The sequence below is a fragment of the Paenibacillus sp. JT31N7 genome (assembly GCF_059692095.1).
Window position 1 is genome coordinate 1357926 of the sequence record NZ_JCAUAT010000001.1, and the last position, 21656, is coordinate 1379581.

General features: G+C 56.1%; 18 protein-coding genes. 2 read left to right on the top strand and 16 right to left on the bottom strand.

The genetic code is table 11. From position 1 onward, the window contains the following. Positions 1-7: 7 nt before the first annotated feature. The 6 genes from gmk to AC58P5_RS06130 form a co-directional block, all read right to left on the bottom strand. The gene (gmk, locus tag AC58P5_RS06105) at positions 8-640 is read right to left on the bottom strand and encodes a guanylate kinase (RefSeq protein ID WP_103994253.1); all 633 of its coding nucleotides are present in this window, start codon (positions 638-640) and stop codon (positions 8-10) included. Further along, positions 630-890 (bottom strand): extracellular matrix/biofilm regulator RemA, encoded by a 261-nt coding sequence (remA, locus tag AC58P5_RS06110; RefSeq protein ID WP_009672664.1) that lies wholly within the window; start codon positions 888-890, stop codon positions 630-632. Before remA ends, gmk begins: the two co-directional genes overlap by 11 nt. 31 nt (positions 891-921) lie before the next feature. Next, positions 922-1806 (bottom strand): YicC/YloC family endoribonuclease, encoded by an 885-nt coding sequence (locus AC58P5_RS06115; RefSeq protein ID WP_497385193.1) that lies wholly within the window; start codon positions 1804-1806, stop codon positions 922-924. A gap of 32 nt (positions 1807-1838) precedes the next feature. Continuing rightward, complete coding sequence (locus tag AC58P5_RS06120; protein WP_497385194.1) at positions 1839-3725, bottom strand: bifunctional homocysteine S-methyltransferase/methylenetetrahydrofolate reductase; 1887 nt, start codon at positions 3723-3725, stop codon at positions 1839-1841. 108 nt (positions 3726-3833) lie between these two features. Then, positions 3834-4670 carry a diaminopimelate epimerase gene (gene dapF, locus AC58P5_RS06125; RefSeq protein ID WP_497385195.1) on the bottom strand — a complete coding sequence of 279 codons (837 nt, stop codon included), beginning with the start codon at positions 4668-4670 and terminating at the stop codon, positions 3834-3836. Between the two features lie 161 nt (positions 4671-4831). Continuing rightward, the gene (locus AC58P5_RS06130) at positions 4832-7612 is read right to left on the bottom strand and encodes a calcium-translocating P-type ATPase, SERCA-type (RefSeq protein ID WP_497385196.1); all 2781 of its coding nucleotides are present in this window, start codon (positions 7610-7612) and stop codon (positions 4832-4834) included. A gap of 174 nt (positions 7613-7786) precedes the next feature. Here AC58P5_RS06130 and AC58P5_RS06135 point away from each other — a divergent pair, with 174 nt between their 5' ends. After that, positions 7787-9544, top strand: a complete 1758-nt coding sequence (locus tag AC58P5_RS06135) for an Rqc2 family fibronectin-binding protein (RefSeq protein ID WP_497385197.1) — start codon at positions 7787-7789, stop codon at positions 9542-9544. 102 nt (positions 9545-9646) lie between these two features. Here the strand turns inward: AC58P5_RS06135 and AC58P5_RS06140 are convergent, their stop codons facing one another. The 7 genes from AC58P5_RS06140 to AC58P5_RS06170 form a co-directional block, all read right to left on the bottom strand. Further along, positions 9647-10579, bottom strand: coding sequence for a MerR family transcriptional regulator (locus AC58P5_RS06140; RefSeq protein ID WP_497385199.1), 933 nt, complete (start codon positions 10577-10579; stop codon positions 9647-9649). A gap of 73 nt (positions 10580-10652) precedes the next feature. After that, positions 10653-11969, bottom strand: coding sequence for a UDP-glucose dehydrogenase family protein (locus AC58P5_RS06145; protein ID WP_497385201.1), 1317 nt, complete (start codon positions 11967-11969; stop codon positions 10653-10655). Between the two features lie 15 nt (positions 11970-11984). Next, on the bottom strand, positions 11985-12866 hold the full coding sequence (gene galU / locus AC58P5_RS06150; RefSeq protein ID WP_497385202.1) for a UTP--glucose-1-phosphate uridylyltransferase GalU: 882 nt from the start codon (positions 12864-12866) through the stop codon (positions 11985-11987). After that, complete coding sequence (locus AC58P5_RS06155) at positions 12853-13710, bottom strand: PHP domain-containing protein (protein WP_497385204.1); 858 nt, start codon at positions 13708-13710, stop codon at positions 12853-12855. Before AC58P5_RS06155 ends, galU begins: the two co-directional genes overlap by 14 nt. Before the next feature lie 70 nt (positions 13711-13780). Further along, positions 13781-14692, bottom strand: a complete 912-nt coding sequence (locus tag AC58P5_RS06160) for a selenium metabolism-associated LysR family transcriptional regulator (protein ID WP_497385206.1) — start codon at positions 14690-14692, stop codon at positions 13781-13783. A gap of 116 nt (positions 14693-14808) precedes the next feature. Next, positions 14809-15246 carry a hypothetical protein gene (locus AC58P5_RS06165; protein WP_497385208.1) on the bottom strand — a complete coding sequence of 146 codons (438 nt, stop codon included), beginning with the start codon at positions 15244-15246 and terminating at the stop codon, positions 14809-14811. A gap of 299 nt (positions 15247-15545) precedes the next feature. After that, a complete protein-coding gene (locus AC58P5_RS06170) occupies positions 15546-15809 on the bottom strand; it encodes a YlbG family protein (RefSeq protein WP_009672616.1) in 264 nt (87 codons plus the stop codon). A gap of 71 nt (positions 15810-15880) precedes the next feature. Here AC58P5_RS06170 and AC58P5_RS06175 point away from each other — a divergent pair, with 71 nt between their 5' ends. Further along, complete coding sequence (locus tag AC58P5_RS06175) at positions 15881-16891, top strand: asparaginase (protein WP_497385209.1); 1011 nt, start codon at positions 15881-15883, stop codon at positions 16889-16891. Between the two features lie 159 nt (positions 16892-17050). On the opposite strand, the gene AC58P5_RS06180 is transcribed toward AC58P5_RS06175, so the two are convergent. The 3 genes from AC58P5_RS06180 to AC58P5_RS06190 form a co-directional block, all read right to left on the bottom strand. Continuing rightward, positions 17051-17503 (bottom strand): YlbF/YmcA family competence regulator, encoded by a 453-nt coding sequence (locus AC58P5_RS06180; RefSeq protein ID WP_497385210.1) that lies wholly within the window; start codon positions 17501-17503, stop codon positions 17051-17053. Positions 17504-17711: 208 nt separating this feature from the next. After that, on the bottom strand, positions 17712-19982 hold the full coding sequence (locus AC58P5_RS06185; protein ID WP_497385211.1) for a helicase-associated domain-containing protein: 2271 nt from the start codon (positions 19980-19982) through the stop codon (positions 17712-17714). Further along, positions 19957-21654, bottom strand: coding sequence for a DNA repair helicase XPB (locus AC58P5_RS06190; protein ID WP_497385212.1), 1698 nt, complete (start codon positions 21652-21654; stop codon positions 19957-19959). Before AC58P5_RS06190 ends, AC58P5_RS06185 begins: the two co-directional genes overlap by 26 nt. Positions 21655-21656 lie beyond the last annotated feature (2 nt).

A 21656-nucleotide genomic window follows, 5' to 3' on the forward strand; every position in this document is an offset into this window, starting at 1 on the left:
TTGTCGTTCACTCTCCGATCCATTGTTCCAATCTGGGTAAAATCCGGTCGCACTTACAGTGTTCAGCCATAAGAATGGACTGGATTTTGTAGCAAGCTTTGTGCACCTCGTCATTGACGATACCATAATCGTAATGCCGCATCAAACGAATCTCGTCGACAGCCATGGACATGCGGCTGCGGATAATGTCGTTCGTTTCCGTACCGCGAGTCACGATACGGTTCTCCAGCTCGGCCAGAGAAGGCGGAATCAGAAAGATAAAAGTCGCCTCAGGAAACTTCTCCTTGACCTTCAAAGCGCCCTGCACTTCGATTTCCAGGATGACGTCCTTGCCGGAGGCGAGCGTTTCTTCCACAAAGCGGCGAGGGGTACCGTAATAATTGCCTACGTACTCGGCATATTCCAGCATCTCGTCGGAAGCGATTAATTGCTCGAACTGGTCTTTCGATTTGAAAAAATAATTAACACCCTCCACTTCGCCTTCTCTTGGCTTGCGGGTTGTGGCGGAAACAGAATAGACCAGCTCCGGCGACATCTTGCGAAGCGCGGAACATACGGTTCCTTTGCCGACGCCCGAAGGGCCTGAAAGCACGATCAGAATTCCTCTATCCCGTTCCAGTGTATTCGTATTACTCGTCATGATCATCGTCCTTGTTAGAAAGTCGGTGAGCAACGGTCTCCGGTTGAACCGCAGATAGGATCACATGGTCGCTGTCCGTAATGATGACGGCACGGGTTCTTCTCCCGTAAGTCGCGTCAATCAGCATATGGCGGTCGCGCGCCTCCTGAATGATCCTTTTAATCGGAGCGGATTCGGGGCTTACGATCGAAATGATACGGTTTGCCGAAACAATATTGCCGAACCCGATGTTGATCAATTTGATGGCCATTGAGTTTCCTCCTCGTGACACCGTCAGCGGTTCACTCGATATTCTGTATTTGTTCTCTCATTTTCTCCAATTCGGCTTTCAGCTCAATGACCCTGCCTGACACTTCAATGTGTCCCGCTTTGGAGCCGATGGTGTTTGCTTCGCGGTTCATTTCTTGAATGAGAAAATCGAGCTTGCGACCGACAGGTTCCCGGGAACCGAGCAGCTGCCTAAATTGGCTGATGTGGCTGTGCAGCCGGGTCATCTCTTCGTCCACATTGGAGCGGTCCGCAAACAAGGCAATCTCGGCTGCGAGCCGCTGTTCATCCACCGGCACTTGATCCGTCAGCAGTTCCTGAATCCGCTGGCGCAGCTTGGCCGCATACTCTCGGATGACTTCAGGAGCGTAACTTTTCATATCAACGTTAAGATCTTCAATCATCGTCAGCCGGGCGGTCAAATCTTCCGACAGGTGGGAGCCTTCTTGTTCCCTCATGCCGTTCAGCTCGGCGAGCGCTTCCTCCGTGCAGGCAACCAAAAGATCGGCGAGCGCATCGTCGTTCCCCTCGCGCTGCTCGGAAATGGCAAGCAAATCCGGCAGTTTGAGGAGATCCGACAAATGCAGCTCCCCGGTTAAGCCATGCTTCTGGCGAAGCTGCTCCGCAGCCTGCATATACCCGTCCACGAGCGCCCAGTCGACTGTTACCGATTTATTAGAAGCGGAGTCCCGCTCAATCGTCACAAAACAATCGGCACGGCCGCGTTTAATGAAGCGGAGCACCGTTTTCTTGATGGTGTCTTCGTAGGCCATCCATTCTTTCGGCATACGTACAGAGATGTCGCAATAGCGGTGATTCACGGTTTTGATATCCATCGACACCCGGTAGCCTTGCGAAGAAAGCGAGGCATGTCCGAATCCGGTCATACTTCGTATCATATAGGGGCTCACATCCATTAACCTATTGTAATTCATTTTAAAAGGGGGGACAAGAGAAATTCACGGCGCTCGGCTTTTTGCCAGACGTACTGTGTAAGCTGCACGCTCATGTCATAAAACAGGAACGGTGTCATGAAATAAATGCCATTAAACAGAGGCACCGCAGCATCAAGCAGTTCTTTGGCGATAGCCACGCCTTCTTTTCGTCCCGTTTCCCCCTCCAGCCCCGCCATTCTGGCGCGCACTTCGTCCGAAAGCTGGATACCGGGGACCTCGTTGTGCAGATACTCCGCGTTCCGGCCGCTGGCCAAAGGCATGATGCCTATGAAAACGGGAACATCCAGATGCTTGGTCGCCTCGTGCATACGTTCGATCAGCCTAGGATCGTAAACGGGCTGGGTCATGATGTAATCCGCGCCGGACTCGATCTTCCGTTCCAGCCTTTGGACCGCCTTGTCCAGATATTTCACGTTGGGATTAAAAGCCGCGCCGACGATGAAATTGGCTTTCTTCTTGAGCGGCTTGCCCGAAAAAGCGATGCCTTCGTTAAGCTGTTTGATCATGCGGATCATCTCGAACGAAGTCATATCATAGACGGAGCTTGCGCCCGGCAGATCGCCGAATCTCGCAGGATCTCCCGTCACGGCGAGCACGTGATCGATCCCCAGCGCATGGAGGCCCATCAGGTGGGACTGCGTACCGATGCTGTTGCGGTCGCGGCAGGCGATGTGAATGAGCGGACGCGCCCCGTGCTGTTCTTTAACGAGCATGCCGAGCGCGAGATTGCTCATCCGCGTCACGGCCAGTGAATTGTCGGCCATCGTTATGGCGTCCACATGCATGTCCTGGAGGGCTTTCGTTCCTTCCATGAACTTGCCGATATCCAGGTCGCGAGGAGGGTCCAACTCCACGATCACCGTATGACGCTGCTTCACAAGGTCGACCAGCGTAGGTTCCGCATCCGCATCCGGGGCGGATGTCTGCGGAGCCGCTTCGGTCACGACGGCCCGTTCCGAAACGGATTCCGCCGCATACACTTCGCTTCGTTTCGGCTCGTAGCCCTGGAGAGCCTTGACCATAGCCGCGATATGCTCCGGAGTCGTTCCGCAGCAGCCGCCGATGATCCTGGCGCCTAAATCCGCGAAGCGAAGCGCGCTTTCGGCAAAGTATTCCGGCGTTGCGGCATACGAATAACGGCCGTCCACGTAGTCCGGAATGCCCGCGTTCGGGAACACCGAGAACGGGATGTCGCTCAGTTGGGCGACTCCCTGAAGGGAGCGCAGAATGCCGTTGGGACCCGTACGGCAGTTAAATCCGATCACATCGGCCCCTTCCTCTTTCAGGCGGAGGAACGCGTCCTGCAGGGAAATGCCGTCATGTGTCGTGTTGATTCCTTCAGTAGCGAACTGACAGATGACGGGAATCGAACTAAGCTGGCGGATCAGGCGCAGCGCGATAAGCATCTCCTCAAGATCGTAGAACGTCTCCAGCAGCAGCCCGTCCACCCGGGTATCGAGCAGCACGAGAATTTGTTCGCGCAGCGCATCCTCGACATCCGCCGTGCGGACGTTCTTGCGCATGCCCGCCCGGATAGGGCCGATCGCTCCGACCACGTAAGCATCCTCGCCGACCGAACTGCGGGCAAGCTCGACGCCGGCTCTGTTAATGGCCTCGACTTCCTGCTCAAGGCCGTATTTGGATAATTTTTCCCTATTTGCGGAGAAAGTATTCGTTTCAATAAGCCGGGCACCGGCTTCATAATAGCGACGGTGTACGTCGGCAACCACTTCAGACTGAATCAGGTTAAGCTCCTCGTAGGAAATTCCGACGGGAAAGCCCTGCTGGTATAAGTAGGTCCCCATCGCTCCGTCCCCGATAAGGATCTTCTGCGCAAGCACCTGGCGGAGTTCCGGTTTCATGTTCTTCCCACCCCATCAAAATAGTACATTTACTTTAACACAAACGACCGGCAAACTTAAAGGCTTTTTAAGTTCAAAGTAAAACCGGCGGCTTCGCGCCGCCGGCCGTTACTCTTCGACTTTTCCGTGATAAACCTCCGCGGCCGGTCCGGTCATGTATACCCGGTTGTCGGCCTCGTTCCATTCGATCAGCAGATCGCCGCCTTTAAGCGAAATCGTGGCGGTCCGGTCCGTTTTGCCCGTCATAACGAGAGCGACGAGCGTGGCGCACGCTCCGGTTCCGCAGGCGAGCGTCGGCCCGGCTCCCCTTTCCCATACGCGCATATCCGCGTAATCCCTGGAGCGGACCGTCACAAACTCGACGTTGGCCTTGTTCGGGAACAGCGGATGCCGCTCCAGCAGAGGCCCCCAGGCGGCCAGATCGAAGCTCGGCGCGTCTTCCACGTCGATGACACAGTGCGGATTGCCCATTGAAACCGCCGTAAACGTGAAGGTGCGCCCTCCCGCTTCGATCGGCCGGTCGATCACCCGCTCGGCATCGATTGTCGTCGGGATTTGGAGACCGTGAAGCACCGGCTCTCCCATGTCGACGCGGATCGCTTTGGCGATTCCGTTCTCCGCCGTCACATGCACCTGCTGCACGCCTGCCCCGCGCGTTTCTACGGTGATGGCTTCTCTTTTGCCGGGATCCCGGTCGTACACATATTTGGCGACGCAGCGGATCGCATTGCCGCACTGTTCCGGTTCGCTGCCGTCCGAATTGATGATGCGCATCTGCACGTCCGCTTTCTCGGAGGGCAGAATAAACACCAGCCCGTCGGCGCCGATCCCGAAATACCGGTTGCACCAGCTGACAGCGAGTTCCGCTACATTCTCAGGAAGTTCTTTAAAGCCGGACAGCACGATAAAATCGTTGCCCAGACCGTTCATTTTCGTAAATTCCATAAGGATTCCCTCTCGCTAGATCGATGTAATGTCATTCCCTTTATCATAGCGCAAAAGAATATCTCTGGCTATCGCCAGTTTCCCGAAAAAAAGAAAAACCCGTGACGGCGTCGACCGTTTCACGGGTTTGAAAAATTTCCGGGCGATCCGGTTCGTGAGAATTACCGGAAGCTCGGCTTGGAACTGTACTTCGCCGTTTTTTTCCTGGAAGGATTCTGCATGACGCTCCCCAGCCCCATCAGGAAGGTTGGAATGCCTGCCGCAATCAGCACGATGATCCAGTCTTTGAGACCTAACGGAACGGTTTTGAAAATAGGCTGCAGCTGCGGGGTGTACATCACGCCCAGCATCAGAACGAGCGAAGACAGGACCGCCAGGACCAGGTACTTGTTCTGAAACGGATTGCGGTGAAAAATGGAGCGCGAGCTGCGGCAGTCGAACACGTGGATGAGCTGCGCCATAACAAGCGTCGCGAATGCAACGCTCTGCGCCTTGACGAGATGCTGGGCATCTCCCGGATTTTCCCGCAGCACGAGCCAGAAAGCACCCAACGTGCAGATTCCGATAAGAAATCCCCTGGAAATAATTTTCCATCCCAGGCGGCGTGCGAAAATGTTTTCTTTGGCCGAGCGGGGCTTGTGCTGCATAAGGTCTTTTTCCGCCTGATCGACGCCCAGTGCCATGGCCGGCAGGCCGTCGGTCACCAGGTTGACCCACAAAATCTGAATCGGGATAAGCGGCAGCGGAAGACCTGCCATCATGGCAAGGAACATCGTCAAAATTTCACCGACGTTAGAAGCGAGCAGATACCGGATGAATTTCCGGATGTTCTCATAGATTCCCCGGCCTTCTTCGATAGCCGCGACGATCGTCGCGAAATTGTCGTCGCTGAGAACCAGGGACGACGCTTCCTTCGTCACGTCCGTGCCGCTTATTCCCATGGCGATGCCGATATCCGCCGCCTTGATAGCCGGCGCGTCGTTGACTCCGTCGCCCGTCATCGCGACGACATGGCCCTTGGCCTGCAGCGCTTTGACGATGCGGAGCTTGTGCTCCGGCGAAACGCGGGCGTAGACGTAGATCTCGTCTACTCTGCTTTCGAGCGCCTCATCGTCCATGGCAGCAAGCTGGTGGCCGCTGATGCACAAGCCGCCGGCCGGGAGCATCCCGAGCTGCTTGGCGATGGCTTCCGCCGTCGTCAGGTGGTCACCGGTGATCATCACGGTCTTGATGCCCGCCTTGCGGCACTTGGCCATGGCTTCGCGGACTTCGCGGCGCGGCGGATCGATCATGCCGGCCAAGCCTACGAAGATGAGCCCGCGCTCGGCGTCTTCGTGATCCTCGCACGCCTCCGTCGGCTTCAGTTCCCGGTAAGCCGTTCCCAGCACGCGAAGCGCCGAACGCGCCATTCCTTCGTTCGCGGCCATCACTTTGGTTTTCAGCGTGGATGTGAACGGAATCACCTTGTCGTCCCATAAAATGTAGGAGCAGTGCTGCATGAGCACATCCGGCGCTCCCTTGGTCATCACGAGCTTGCGGCCTCCGCTCGAGACGATAACCGACATCCGCTTTCTTTCGGAGTCGAAAGGGAACTCGGCCTGCCGGCTGAACTGCGGGTCCAAAGCATCGTGCGTAACGCCGGCTTTAGCGGCCAATACGACAAGAGCGCCTTCCGTCGGATCTCCTTTTACGTTCCATACCGTTTCCGGCGGTTCGTCTTTGGCGCGCTTTTTCTTGACCGGTTCCGCTTCCTCTTTATAAAGGACGGCATTGCTGCACAAAGCCGACACCTGCAGAAACTGGCGCAGCATCGAATTTTTGGCGGGGTTGACTCGCGTGCCGCCGCTGCTGATCTCGCCTTCCGGCGTGTATCCGTCTCCGCTCACTTCCAGCAGGCTGCCGCCGACCCACAGATGGGTCACCGTCATTTTGTTCTGGGTCAGGGTCCCTGTCTTGTCCGAGCAAATAACGGAGGCGCAGCCGAGCGTTTCGACGGAAGGCAGTTTGCGGACGATCGCCTTGCGTTTGATCATGCGCTGTACGCCAAGGGCCAAAGCTATCGTAACAATGGCGGGCAGTCCTTCCGGAATGGCCGCTACCGCCAGGCTGACTCCCGCGAGAAACATCGCATAAGGAGGCTGTCCGTGCACGATACCGGCGACAACCACCATGACCGTCAAGCAGAGCGCTACGATAATGAGGATCTTGCCGAGCTGCTCCAGCCGGTGCTGCAGCGGGGTTTCGAGCGTCTCCGTGTTCTGGATCAGGTCGGCGATCTTCCCCATTTCGGTCTCCATGCCGATCCGCACGACCGTGCCCTTCCCCGTACCCCGCGTGACCATCGTGCCCATAAATCCGAGATTACGCTGATCGCCGATCGTCACGGTGTCGGAGCTTAAAGGATCGACGGTTTTTCCGACCGGAACGGACTCGCCCGTCAAAGCAGATTCCTCTACGTAGAAGCTGTTCGTCTCGATGAGCCGGATATCCGCGGGAACCCGGTCTCCGCTCTCCAGGAGAATGATATCCCCGGGAACCAGATCGCGGGCCGGGATCATCTGCAGTTCGCCTCCGCGCATTACCTTGGCTCCCGGCGCCGAGAGCTCTTTCAGAGCGCGGAGCGAACGCTCGGCACGGAATTCCTGTATAAACCCGAGAATTCCGTTCATGATGATAATGGCGACGATCGTTATCGCGTCCAAATATTCGCCGAGCAGTCCCGATACGAGTGTGGCTCCCATGAGTACGAGAACCATAAAGTCTTTAAACTGGTTTAAAAACAAGGTGACTGGCGAAACGCTTTTTCCTTCGGACAGTTCATTGCGACCGGCTTCGGTCTGCCTGTTGTCCGCCTCTGCCGATGACAGACCTTCGGACGGATGAACGCGCTGCGTCTGCAGGACTTCATCCGCCGTCATCTGGTACCATTCTTTCTGACTCATCACCGTTTCCCCTCCCGGTTACTTTGAGGTGCAAGACCCGCTTCTCTTGCTAAATGTATTCAGACAAGCCGCAAAATATCCCAGCTTGGACGACGCTTCTAAAGAAAGAACTTAAAATTTCCTCGCATTTATGGCATGATAGAATGTAATGAACTTGGATAGGAGACTTTCATCATGGCATTAGACGGACTGGTCCTCCATGCAATCGTGCACGAGCTGCAGGAATGTGTAGGAGGCCGGATTAATAAAATACATCAGCCCACGGGCAGTGACGTGGTTATGCAGATCCGCACCCGCGGGCGTTCGCTTAAACTTCTTCTCTCCGCGAATCCTACGTATCCGCGCATGCACGTGACGGAAGGGCAGTACTTGAATCCCCAGGAAGCCCCGATGTTCTGCATGCTGCTCCGCAAGCACTGCGAGAGCGGCATCATCGACTCCATCGAGCAGGTCGGGCTGGAGCGGATCGTTCACTTCCGTGTGCGCCAGCGGGACGAACTCGGGGATGTGAGCACGAAAACCATCGTCGTGGAGATCATGGGAAGACACAGCAACCTGATTCTCATGGATCCTTCCACGGGAACGATCCTGGACGGGATTCATCACGTGACGCCCGCGATCAGCTCTTACCGGATCGTGATGCCAGGCAGTGCCTACGTGGAGCCTCCGGCTCAGGATAAAGCCAATCCGCTGGATACGAGCGAAGCCGTGTTCCGCAGGAGCATGGGCGCGGGGATCGGGGAAGACGCCGCACCGGAGAAGCAGATGCTCGCTTCCTTCAGCGGCCTGAGCCCGCTTGCGGCGCGTGAAATCGTCTACCGCAGCGGAACCCGGCTCGGCGTGCCGTACGGCGAAGACGCGCTCGCTCCGCTGTGGCAGTCTTTCCGCAACGTCACAGACGCGGTGCGCGAGCGGCGTTATACCCCCGTCATCGTTGAAGAAACGAAGACGGGCAAACTTTTCTTCTCGGTCATGGAACTGACCCAGATCGAAGGCGAGTCCCGTGTATTCCCGACCGTCAGCGAGTGCCTCGAAAGTTACTTCGGGGACAAGGCGGAACGTGACACCGTCAAGCAGCGTGCCGCCGATCTCGTCAAGCTTTTGCAGAACGAGAAAGCCAAAAACATCAAGAAGATGGATAAACTCCAGGAAACGAAGGAAGAAGCGAAAGACGCGGACCGTTTCCGCATTATGGGAGAGCTGCTTACGGCCCATCTGCATCAAATCCGCAAAGGGGATAAGGAGGCGGTTGTGGTCAATTATTACGAGGAAGCCCAGCCGCAGCAAAGCCTGGCGCTCGATCCCCTGCTTACGCCTTCGGAGAATGCGCAGCGCTATTTTAAACGGTACACCAAAACCAAAAACAGTCTGGCCTACGTGGAGGAGCAGATGGCCCAGACCGAGATGGAGATCCAGTATCTCTCCTCGCTTCTGCAGCAGCTCGGTTCCGCATCTATGCGGGATATCGCGGAAATCCGGGAGGAGCTTGCGGAGCAGGGTTATGTGCGTGAGCGCCACACGAAAGGCAAGCGCAAGAAAAAATCCGATAAGCCGTCCGTGGCCTGCTTCACGTCAAGCGAAGGCGTTCCGATCTACGTCGGCAAGAACAATACCCAGAACGACTATGTGACCAACCGGCTTGCGAGCGCCGGAGATACTTGGCTGCATACGAAGGATATTCCCGGCTCGCACGTCGTGATCCGCAGCCAGTCATTCGGCGAAGCCACCCTTCACGAGGCGGCCCAGCTTGCCGCTTATTTCAGCCAGGCGAAGGAATCGAGCTCGGTCCCCGTGGACTATACCCTCATCCGCCACGTGCATAAGCCGAGCGGTGCCAAGCCGGGATTCGTGATTTACGAACAACAGAAAACGCTGTTTGTGACCCCGGACGATCAGTTGATCAAACAGATGCCGCAGACCGTGAAGGCTTAAAAATCAAGTACAACGCTCCCGGGAAACATGCAATACCGGAACTCGCGTCCGAGTCTAAACTGCGGAAACTCGCCGTGCCGCCGAACAAAAAAAGCTGACAGTTCAATAGGCTGTCAGCTTTTTCACTTTAAGCGCGCATTCCCGCGCATCGCCGGAAAGCAGGTAAATATGCTTCGTGCCGCGAAGCACCTCGTCGCGTTCGATCGCATTCCCGCCGATAAACACTTTGGTCCGGCTGCCGAGCTCCCCGATTCTCCCGTCCAGTTTTGCATAGAACGGATAAGCTTTGTCCAGCATCGACTTCATCGAAGAACCGAAGGCGAACGCCACGGGACGATTCTGCTCCAGACAATCGAAGATGCCTTTCTCCGAAGGCGAGGCCCCGAGATACAACGTCTGAAAGCCGTTTTGCAGCGCGAAATAACCCAGAAACAGAATCCCCAGCTCATGACGCTCGTAAGGGGAACAGGCGGTAATCAATCTGGGTCCGTCCGGCGGAATGGAAAATAAGTTCTTTAACGCCAGCAGACGTTCCCGGATAAATTGACTCCCGAAATGCTCCTGATATTCGGAGATTTCTCCCCGTTCCCACATCTCTCCCACTCGGATCAGCGTCGGTTGCAGAACTTGCAGCAGAATAAAGTCCATTTGGTGCAGTGCCACCAGCTGGTCGAAAAACCGCTGAGCGCCCGCCTGGTCCAGATGAAGAAAAAAACCGAGCAATTTCTCCCGGTACTCCTTCAGTTCGCTGCCGATAAACGGAAGCTCGGCATCGGCCGGAGAGATGGTCTCGGTCGAAGCCGAGCTTTCGAGCTGCAGCTGGTGTTCCTGAACGGCGAGACCGATGGGAACACCGGAATCCGCCTTGCTTTTCAGCCCTATCAATGTTTCTATATCCTGATTCGTGTAGCCTCTATATCCGTTCGGAAAACGGTCCGGTTGAACGGCGCCGTAACGTTCCTCCCATTTGCGGATCAACTGGGTGGAAAGCCCGGAACGCATCGAGGCTTCCTTGATTGTATAAAGTCGGCTCATGTCTTTGTACCCCCGGCTAACCTTGAACATGGCCCAATTATAAACCATTTACAAAGCTTATACAATGAACTGTTTAAACCGCTCCGGGGAATGCGGGGCGTCCGACGGACATATAAGTAAAGCCTTTCGCCGCCATCTCGGCGGGGGCAAACATGTTGCGCCCGTCGATAATCAGCGGCTCCCTGACCAGGTTGCGGAGCCTATCGAAATCGATACGCCGCAGGTCTTCCCAATCGGTTGCGATCACAACGGCTTCCGCATTTTCCGCGGCCTCATAAGGATCGGTAAGGCAGCGTACACCGGGAAGCAAAGCAGCCGCCTTGGAAGCCGCAGCCGGATCGTACGCCGTCAATACCGCTCCCAGCTCCTGCAGGGAGCGGATAATATCCAGCGCAGGGGCATCGCGGAGATCATCGGTGTTCGGCTTAAACGCAAGCCCCCATACCGTTATGCTCCGGCCCTTTACATTTCCGCCCAAAGCCGCCGTCACCTTCTCGACAAACCGTTCGCGCTGAAGCGTATTGACCTCGATGACCGCCCGCAGAATACGAAAATCATAATCGGCATTCTGGGCGATTTTCAGTTGGGCCCTCGTATCTTTGGGGAAGCAGGAGCCGCCGTAGCCGATTCCCGCCTGCAGAAACTTGGGCCCGATCCGGTTATCCAGCCCCATTCCCCGGGCCACGAGGCCGACGTCCGCGCCTACTTTCTCGCATACGTTCGCCATTTCGTTGATGAATGAAATTTTAGCGGCCAGGAAGGCATTGGACGCATATTTAATCAGTTCGGCACTCTCGGGGTCGGTCCGCACAACCTCGCCGCCAAACGCGGCCTGGAGCTTCTCTACGCGGAGAGCGGCATCGGCATCGTCGGACCCGATCACGACCCGGTCGGGATGAAACGTATCGTGAATGGCCGTTCCTTCTCTTAGGAACTCCGGATTGGACACGACGGAGAAGGGAACGGGCCGCACCTGCCCTTCTTCCATCCACTGGCGGATGCGCCTGGACGTTCCTACGGGCACCGTGCTTTTCATCACGATGATTTTATAATCATCCATCTGGCGCGCCAGTGTCTCCACTGCGCCGCGGACCTGCTCCATGTCGACTTCCCCGTTTTCGAGCGTAGGCGTTCCTACCGCAATAAAAATGATGGACGAGTCCTGCAAGGCTCTGGCCAGATCGGTCGTGAAAGACAACCGGCCGGCGGCCTGGTTCGAAGCTACAAGCTCCCCCAGCCCAGGTTCGTAAATCGGAATTTCGCCAAGGCTGAGACGGCGGACTTTATCGGGATCGATGTCTACGCAGATAACTTCATGCCCGATTTCGGCATAACAGCATCCGGTCACGAGCCCGACATACCCCGTCCCAATAACGGAAATGCGCTCCATTCAAGATTCTCCTCCTTATCCGATATGAAACTCGTGACGGACGAGGTTCGTTAAATACGAGCGCAGCTCCTCCTGCAGCCCTTCCCGCTCCAGAGCCATTTCGATAGTGGCCTGGATATAGCCGAATTTATCGCCGACGTCGTATCTTCTCCCCTCGATCGGATAGGCGACCATCGGCTGCTGTTCGTTCAAAATGCGCAGCGCGTCCGTCAGTTGGATTTCGCCTCCGCGTCCGGGCTCGCATTTCTCCAAGATATCGAAAATCTCCGGCATAATCAGATAGCGGCCGATTACGGCCAGATTGGAAGGCGCATCGCTGCGGTCCGGTTTCTCCACGAGATCCGCAATTTTCTTATAAGCGGTGATTTCGTCCGAGGGTGCGACAATTCCGTATTTGCTCACATCTTCCCAGGGAACTTCACGGACGCCGATCACGGACGTCTGAGTCTCCTCGAACACGTCCATCATCTGGCGCAGAGCGGGTTTGGACGAACGGAGGATATCGTCTCCGAGAAGTACCGCAAACGGTTCGTTCCCGATAAACTTGCGGGCGCAGTAAATCGCGTGGCCCAGACCCAGCGGCTGCTTTTGACGGATATAGTGCACATCGGCCAGGTTGGTTACCGTACGGACCAGGGAAAGAAGCTCATCGTTCCCCTTCTCCTCCAGCATCATTTCCAGTTCGACCGATTTGTCGAAATGATCCTCGATCGCGCGCTTGTTGCGTCCCGTGACGATTAGAATATCCTCGATCCCGGATTCGATGGCTTCCTCGACTATGTATTGAATGGCGGGTTTATCCACCAGCGGCAGCATTTCCTTGGGCTGTGCCTTGGTGGCGGGCAGAAACCGCGTTCCGAGACCGGCCGCGGGAATGATCGCTTTACGAATTTTCACGGTTGTTCCTCCGTTCCTGAAGCTTCCGCACGGTTTCCAGCGAAGTACGCTTGGAACCGAGAGGAGCGTGAAATACCTGACCGGCACGAACGCCGTGGAAATCCGAGCCTGCCGTTGCAATCAGCCCGTGCTCGCGGGCCAAACGGCCGTAGTGGGCTTCCTGCTCCGGCGTATGATCCGCGTGGCAGACTTCAATCCCATCTAAACCATATGCGATGAGCTCCCGCACAATGTCTTCATCGCCGTAAAGACCCGGGTGAGCAAGCACAGCGGCTCCGCCGGCCTCCCGAATCCAGTCGATGGCCGTGACGGGACGGATGCGCGGCGGATTGACATAGGCGGCTCCGCCTTTGCCCAAATATTTCTCGAACGCTTCGCTCATCGAGTTCACATAGCCTTTCGCAAGCAGAACGTTTGCGATATGGGGGCGTCCGATCGTGTCCTCTTTACTTTTGCCGGCCTCCAGATGTTGGACGACTTCCTCCATCGAAACGGCCAGGCCCAGCTCATTCAGACGCTCCAGCATCATCTCGTTGCGCTTGGTGCGCGTATTCCGGAGCTCTTCCAGACGCTTCAGAAAGCTTTCCCGCTCCGTATCGATGTAGTAACCGAGCACGTGGATATCCTGCCCGCCGGCCACCGTGCTGATTTCGACGCCGGGAACGACTTCAATCCCGATCCGCCTGCCTTCAAGCTGCGCCGCCCTGACGCCGGAAACTGTATCGTGATCGGTTATTGCTATGGCGGCAAGCCCGGCTTCCTTAGCCAGCCGGACGTTTTCCTCGGGCGCCTGCGTGCCGTCCGATGCCGTCGTGTGCGTATGCAAATCGGCCCATTGAGTCATAGTTGGTGCCCCTCCTTTTTCTCCGGCGAAGTATATCCGGTCATCTCTATAGGGATGCTAGTGTCCGTTTCTAAAGCCATTTGACCAGATCGTCGCGCCGCATAAAAGTTAAAAAGCTCACAGCCGACAGCGGCAGAAGGGTCGAATTCAAATAGATCGCGTAAAAACTGCGGGAAAAAGACACGCCTTCGATTTCCTTTACCTTTAATATGCCGAGTCGGACTTCATGTTTAACCGAAGATTGCGACAAAATAGAAACGCCAAGACCGGCCTCTACCGCCGATTTGATCGCTCCCGTGCTGCCCAGTTCCATGACAATGTCCATTCGGCTGCACGGGATGCCCGCCCGCTCCAGCTCTTCTTCCATTACACGCCGGGTCCCCGAGCCTTCTTCCCTAAGCACGAACGGGTATTGGAAAACGTCTTCCATACGGATCGTATCCATCTCCGCCAGCGGATGCCCCGCAGGAACAATGAGCTTCAGCTCATCGCTCAAAATGGCTTCCGTGTGGACATCGGGATGCTGGATCGGAGCCTCGACAAGACCGAACGTCAGCTGATGGGCAAAAATTTCGTCCAGAATTTGCGTCGTATTCATGACTTTCATCGCAACCGAAATATTCGGGTATTCTTTGCGGAAAGGTCCCAGCAGACGGGGCAGGATATACTCTCCCATCGTCAAGGAGGCTCCGAGCTGCAGCCGTCCTTCGGCCATAGCCGTAAAGCCCGTCATGGCATTCTCGGTTTCCCGGATGAGCTCGACGCACTTGCGGGCATAAGGAATCAGCGTCCTTCCCGCTTCCGTCAATTCGATTTTTTTGGTGGAGCGGTGAAACAGCTTGATTCCGAAGTGATCCTCAAGGGACTGCACCTGCATCGTTACCGCGGGCTGCGTCATATGCAGCGCCTGAGCGGCGTGCGAAAAGCTGCCTTTTTCGGCTACCGTGTAAAAGATGTGAAGCTGATGAAAATTCAGAGCCATCGTCATCGCCGCCCTTTCTCCGCATTTATTATAGCATTTATAAGATGGAAAAAAGAGCATGCCTGCAAAATGCAGGCATGCTCTTCGCCGCGCCGTAAATCCTTCATCTGCCGGAGTTACCGCCGCTTGCGGCTGTTCTTGATCAGCGTCATCCGGCGGGAGTGGCGGAGCCACGAGTAGTACGACTTCAAGTCGCGCAGCTCGATGGTCTCCGACATTCTGCCGAGGAAGGTTACGATAATCATTTTATGGAGCGGATTGCCCGCAATATCGGTCTCATTCTCGATTACGGAAAATTCGGCGACCATCACCAGATCGTCGTCCACGAGATAAACATCCTGCTCGTTCTTGTAATACGAAGCGATCTGTCCGTCTTTCAGTTTCTCCCATAAAAAATCGCAAATGTCCTCGAAGCCGGTTTTCTCGCTTTCGACCCGGTCCGCCCAGCGGAGACGAGCGTGATTCGTGATCACAATGTCCGCAATTTTTTTGTCGTTCAGGTTAACATAAAAAGGTTCGTACGTGCTCCAGCGGTCCATTGTTTTGTCCCTCATGAATCACAACTCCTCTCCAAGCGTTTAGGCCTTTATACCTACTGGTTTTCACCATTGTAACTCAATATTTAAATATTTCCAAATAAAAACGCTCACTTAATTTAAAATATGGCGCGGCACAAGAAAAAATGTCACACAACTGTAGAAAATTCAAAATTAACAAAAAAATCAATCTTCTCATAAATGGCAAAGATGGCGAAATAAGATTTCAGAATGCTTGTCCCCGTTGCAGCGCAGGCAAGAGTTGACCTTCGGTCAAAAACGGGCTCTATCCGTAAAAACACATTTGCTCTTTTGCTCTACAGTGTGTAAAATTTTGATTTGTCCGGACCGTGGCTTTCGTACTCGGTTTTAATTTCACCGCGGTAAGAACGTTCCACCTTGCGTACGTAGGCCAGCTTCTGAAGTTGGCGTACGGTTTCGTCATACCGGCTGGCATGAATATACAGCACCACATAGTGCATTTTCTTGGACATGTAGTGCACAGATCCGAAGCGCTCCAAATTTTTGGCGGCTTTCAAATCAGTCACCCATATGATAAGTCCGGTTCGCTCCGTTATCATGTCGTTTGACTCCTTTAGCAGTATTCGCTTTTGATAAACTGATTTTATTTTACGGGTTGGAGATGATCCTAATGTCGGCTTCTTCGGCTGTCATTGCCCGCGTCATTCGCGGGCCCATTACAGAAAGTATTCACCGCGGCCATATCGCTGTCGTCGATCATACGGGCCGCCTTCTTCACAGCCTGGGCGATCCGCACGCGGTTACATTCGCTCGCTCCACCGCAAAGCTGATCCAGGCGCTGCCCGTTCTCGAATCCGGCGCGGCCTCCGACTTCGGCTTCACGGACGCCGAAATCGCTCTGATTTGCGCTTCCCACAACGGGGAAGCCCAGCACGTCCGCACGGCTCGCTCCATTCTCGCCAAAGCGGGTGCGGAAGCGGACGATCTGCAATGCGGGTCGCACTATCCGTTCCACAAGCCGACTTCGCGGCAGATGCGTCAGGAGGGGGAAGCTCCCACGCCCCTGCACAACAACTGCTCCGGCAAGCACTCCGGCATGCTCTCTCTGGCGGCTAAGCTCGGCGTTAGCACCGAGCATTACATGTCGCCCGAGCACCCGGTGCAGCGCCAGATGCTCCAGGCCGTCGCCGAAATGGCGGGCCTTGCCCCCGAGGATATTCCTCTGGGCGTAGACGGCTGCGGCGTGCCCGTGTTCGGGCTGGCCATCGACCGCCTCGCGCTCGCTTACGCGCGTCTCGGCAAGCCCGACGGCCTCTCCGCCGAGCGCACGGACGCATGCCGCCGCATCATTGCGGCCATCCGGCGGGAGCCTTCCTACCTCGCGGGAAGCGACCGCTTCGACACGCGGCTGGCCGAGGCGACCGGCGGCAGAATCATCGGGAAGATGGGCGCCGAAGGCCTCTTCGCCGTCACCGTGCCCGATGAAGGACTGGGCCTTGTCCTAAAAATCGAGGACGGCGCCCAGAGAGCGCTTTACTGTGCGATGTTCGAAGCGCTTGTCCAGCTCGGTCTGCTGCATGCGCACGAGATGGAAGTCCTTGCGGAATTTCGTGAGCCGAAGGTCACGAATTGGCAGGGCACCGTCGTAGGCTCCATTCAAGCCGACTTCAAGCTTACTTAAACAGCAGCCGTGTCCGCGGAATCTCCCGCAGGCACGGCTTTTTTTAAAATCAGCTATTAGCGTCTCCTGTAAAAGAGACGTTCTGGATTGTCAAGGTTGGTGGTACGGGAACCGCGAGGGGGCTTAGCCCCCGGTTCCGCTTGCCCGGCTCTGCAGTGATTATCCGCAGCTGGAGCAGCTCCCGCCCGATGCGCAGTTGCCTCCGCAGCTGCCCGATCCGGTGTCGAGCCCGCCGGGAACTTTGATCGTATCGGATACGGCGGTCGCGATTGTTTTGGATATCGTATAGAGCAATTGGTCAAGCCGCTCCTCCGCTTCCTTGAAGCTGCCTATGCTCTGCACCTGCTCAAGCCGGGACTGTACGGCCTGGACTTTTTCCAGTGCGGCATGGTAATCGGGATGGAAATGACCGAAACGTTCGCATTCCTCGAACAAATCTTTGGCTTTGTTGAACTCTCTCACGAGCCTCTGCGCCTCGAAATCCTGTTCCACCGCTTGCTTCCAATATAGATAATCCGCCACTTCGGCAGAGTTGTTAATGAGATCGCCCACCTGATACGCGCCCATAAGAATGGACGACATATCCATCGTCTTGGCTTCCGCCACACTCACAATCGATCACTTCCTTTTGTGTTTCCTACGTACTCCCCTATCATATCATAGTTCCCTAGGACTTTCTCCATTTTTTGAAAGCATCCGGGGTGACTTTTATTGGAGATTTCTCAGAAAAAGAGAGGGTTTTCGAGCTTCCTGGTGTTACAAAATAAAGAAATGATTCGCACAAAACAAATTATATTACATAATTTTCCATAAATCAAGCTTAACAAAATTTAACCCCGGACACTCCGGGCAAAAGGATGCGGATATGGCTGATACGGCCGGCTTGAACAGTCCTTTTACGGCCTATGTCGTCCAACAGTTCAATGATCAGCTCTTCCCCCCGTTCCACGGCCTGGCGCGGAATCCATACCGCCGCTTCACTGCCTTCGGCCTCGGCTAAAACAAGAGCTCCCCAGGAGATCGCCTGCCGCACGATTTTAAGAGTGGTCGACGGATGGTATCCCCTGCTTTCCTGATACCAGACTGCAGGAATATCCCTCATTCCGGGATACATTTCATCTACAGATGGCAGACGGGTCTCCAGTTCGAGGTACTGGACAGGGTCCTGATCGTACACAATCCCTTTGAGCGTCTCTGTTTCCGGATCTCCATCCGGACCCTGCGCTTCCTCTTCGTCCTGAAAATCGGCCGCCTGGCGGGGAGAAAAACCCGCTGCGTCCAGCAGCTTCATCATGTCGGTCATTTTGCCCGCCGGAACGATAAAATCAGCGTCTCCGATTTTTTCAAGCAGCAGCCTTCCGATCTTCGGATGGCGTGAGATTTGTTCCGCCAGCTGGGCGTCCGCGCAGCGCAGAAGAGTCACATCCCCTAGGACAACCCGGCCGTACTGATCGCCCCAAGCGGTGATCGTAAGCCGGACGGTTTCCGGCACACCGTGGCGGGCATGACTTTCGAGAATTTCCAGGGCATGTTCCGCCGGAATTCCGCGATCCGCCCCTCTTTGGACGCTTTCTTTGGTCAGGCGGTACACGGCCATCCGGTCGCTTTTCACGAGCTCGGCGATCCGGGCGATTTCCCAACGTACCGTAAACGGACATTCCGGCGCGACCATCACCTCGAAATCCGGCTGTATGTATAGAAAGGCGGACGATTTTTCCGTTTTCTGTTCCTCATTCACTCTCTGTCCGCACCGTACGGGATAAAGCCAGCTCACCGATACGTCCCCGCTGTCTTCCGGCTCCCAGTCGAGCCATCCGAACGCCCGCAGAGGCTGAAGCCATTTCTGGACCAACTGGAGGGAAAAACGCGCTCTCTCCTCCTCTTCTCCGGTCAGCGCTTCCCGTCTGTTCAGCTCGGCTGCCAGGCGGCTCAGCCGTATTTTGGTGCCGGTTGCGAGCTTTTCGAGCAGGCATACCGCGTGCTGCAGCTCCACTTCTTCGGGAAAACGGTGTTCCGTCCAAAGCCGGTACAACATTTCCGTTTGAACCGCCTCATCCGTGGCGAGCCAGTCACGGAGCCGGGACTTGTGCAGAAGGAGCCGGTCCCGGCTACGGTACAGAAGCCCCAGCCGCTGCAAAAAATCCAAGGCTGCCGCCAGTGATACCGGATAGGTATCGGCATGCGCGAATTGGAACCCGCAGCCGGCGAGGTCGGTTTCGCCAAAGCCGAGAAGCGCCGTCATTTTCTGTACGTGGCGCTTGTGCAAAGCTCCGCGCTGTGTAAGCGGCAGTTCATGCAGAGCCGCATAATTGAGCAGGAGAAACAAGTCCAGCGCGAGTCCCTGGCGCGGCTTGTCGCCCTGCTCGTAAAGCTGCTGCAGCTTGGCGCTATCGCCGCTGTCGATACTCCAAGGGCTGCCCGCTCCTCCGCCGCGCCCGTATGCTTGCGCGGTTGAGGGGGTCGGCAGATCCGCTGCCGGAGACGGATTACGGACCTCGGTCTGGGTCTGGTTCACGGTCTGGTTCACTCTCCGCTTCTCGGTCTGGATCTGGTTCACGGTCTGGATCTGTTTTCCTCTCTGGTTCTCGGTCTGGTTCTCGGTCTGGTTCACGGTCTGGTTCACTGTCTGGTTCCGGTTCTCCCTCTCGTTCCGCGCTCCAGGCGCCCCCTCCCCTTCGCTCTTGTCCCCGTCGTCAACGCCGGGATCGAAAAACACGGCCAGCCACCCCCGCAGCCCATCCTGCGGAAGCAGAAAAAGCCGGTCGCCCCACGACTTGCGGAAGGCTGCGATCAGCCCCCGTCTGCGCAGGCCCGTGAGGGCCGTTTTAACCAAAGCCCCCGCCCAGTCCGCCGTTTCCTTCTCAAGCTCTGCCGGTGTAAACGCCCGGCTCCCGAAGCGGACGACGATCAGCCGAAGCAGCTTCTCTTCATCGGGATGCAGCCTACCCCTGAGCTTTCTGAGCAGCTCCTCACTTCCGAAGGCTTCCCGGGCCTCCAAACCATGTGCCGCCGCGCTTCGTATCCAATCTTGGCCAAGCAGCTGTTTGGAAACCGCCGGCGGCATTTTATCGAACACTTGTGCATAGTTCATCGCTCCCGTCCTCCTCTATCCTGTACTCATACCCCTGCTCCAGCAGAAAAATCCGCCGTTTAAGCGCATATTCCTGCTCGCTCGTCCCTCTGCTGACCAGTGTGTAGAAAAAAGCCTCGTTGTTCCCCTTCTTGGGCCGGAGTACGCGCCCCAGGCGCTGAGCCTCTTCCTGTCTGGAACCGTAGCTTCCCGAAAGCTGGATGGCGACGGAAGCATCCGGAAGATCGACGGCGAAATTAGCCACCTTCGAAACGGCGAGAATCCGGACAAGCCCCGAGTTAAAAGCTTCATAGAGCCGCTGCCGGTCCGCCTGCGGCATTTCGCCGGTAATAAGCGGAACGTTTAATTTCCGGGCAACTTCTTTTAACTGGTCCAGATATTGACCGATAATGAGAATCGCTTCTCCATCATGGCGGGCCAACAGACGCGTTAACGCGAGAAATTTGCGGGAGTTTTCCCCTGCTATGCGGAACCGGCTTCTTTTGTCCGCCTCGTAGTAGCTCTGCAGCTCACCGGTCTGCAGCTCCACGCCGACCTCCGTACAGGTAACCCGTGCGATCCACCCTTCCTGCTCCAGCCGCTTCCAGGGCATATCGAACAGTTTGGGCCCGATCAGCGAAAAAACATCTTCTTCGCGTCCGTCCTCGCGTACGAGGGTTGCCGTCAGTCCGAGCCGCCGGGTCGCCTGAATATCCGCGGTCGCCCGGAAAACGGGTGCGGGCAAAAGATGTACCTCGTCATAGATAATGAGCCCCCAGTCGCGGCTGTTGAACAGCTCCATATGAGCTTGTTCACCCCCTTTTTCACGCCGGTGGGTAAGAATTTGATACGTTGCGATGGTGACGGGCCTGACAAGCTTGACGTCCCCGCTGTATTCGCCGACCAGAGATTCTTCCAGACTGGTCTTGCCCAGAATCTCTTTGATCCATTGTCGGACGGATGTCACATTCGTGGTCAGGATAAGTGCCGCACAGCTGAGTTTGGTCAGCGCGGCGATGCCGATGACCGTTTTTCCCGCTCCGCAGGGCAGAACGAGCACTCCGCTGCCTCCGTCCGAACCGCCGGCCGGATGAAAGCACTCTACCGCTTGGCGCTGATAATCTCTCAGCTCTACTCCCCTAAGTTCGGCAGGGAGTTCTTCTCCCGCATGATAGCCCGCCAGATCAATGACCGGATACCCGAGCCGGATCAGCTCCTGCTTCATGACGCCTCGCATGTCCGGCCGGACTGCCAACGAGGGGCTCTGAACGGTTTCCGGGGGGCCTTCGTCTTCCCGTTCGAAAAACCGCCGGAACTCTTTCAAACCGCTCAGTTTGGCCAACAAACCCATGTCTCCGGATTGGAGATAAAGCCTGCCCCTATCGGAAACAAGCCGAAGCAGACCGTATCTGCCCAGTATAGAGAGAAGTTCATCCTCCATGCGGCGGGAAATGCCATATTTGGACTCCTGCTTCAGAAAACGGATAATATCGCTGCTCCGCAGACCCGAAGCCGCCGCATTCCACAGGGATAGGGGGGTTATTTTGTAGGTATGCAGATGCTTAGGACTTTTAACCAGATCCGCAAAAAGCGCCAGCTCCGCACGGATCGACTCGAAACGCTCATGATCCGCCTCCGCCAGCACAGTGAGGTCCTGTTGAACGATTAGCGCATTGTCAAGTGCCGGATTCACGG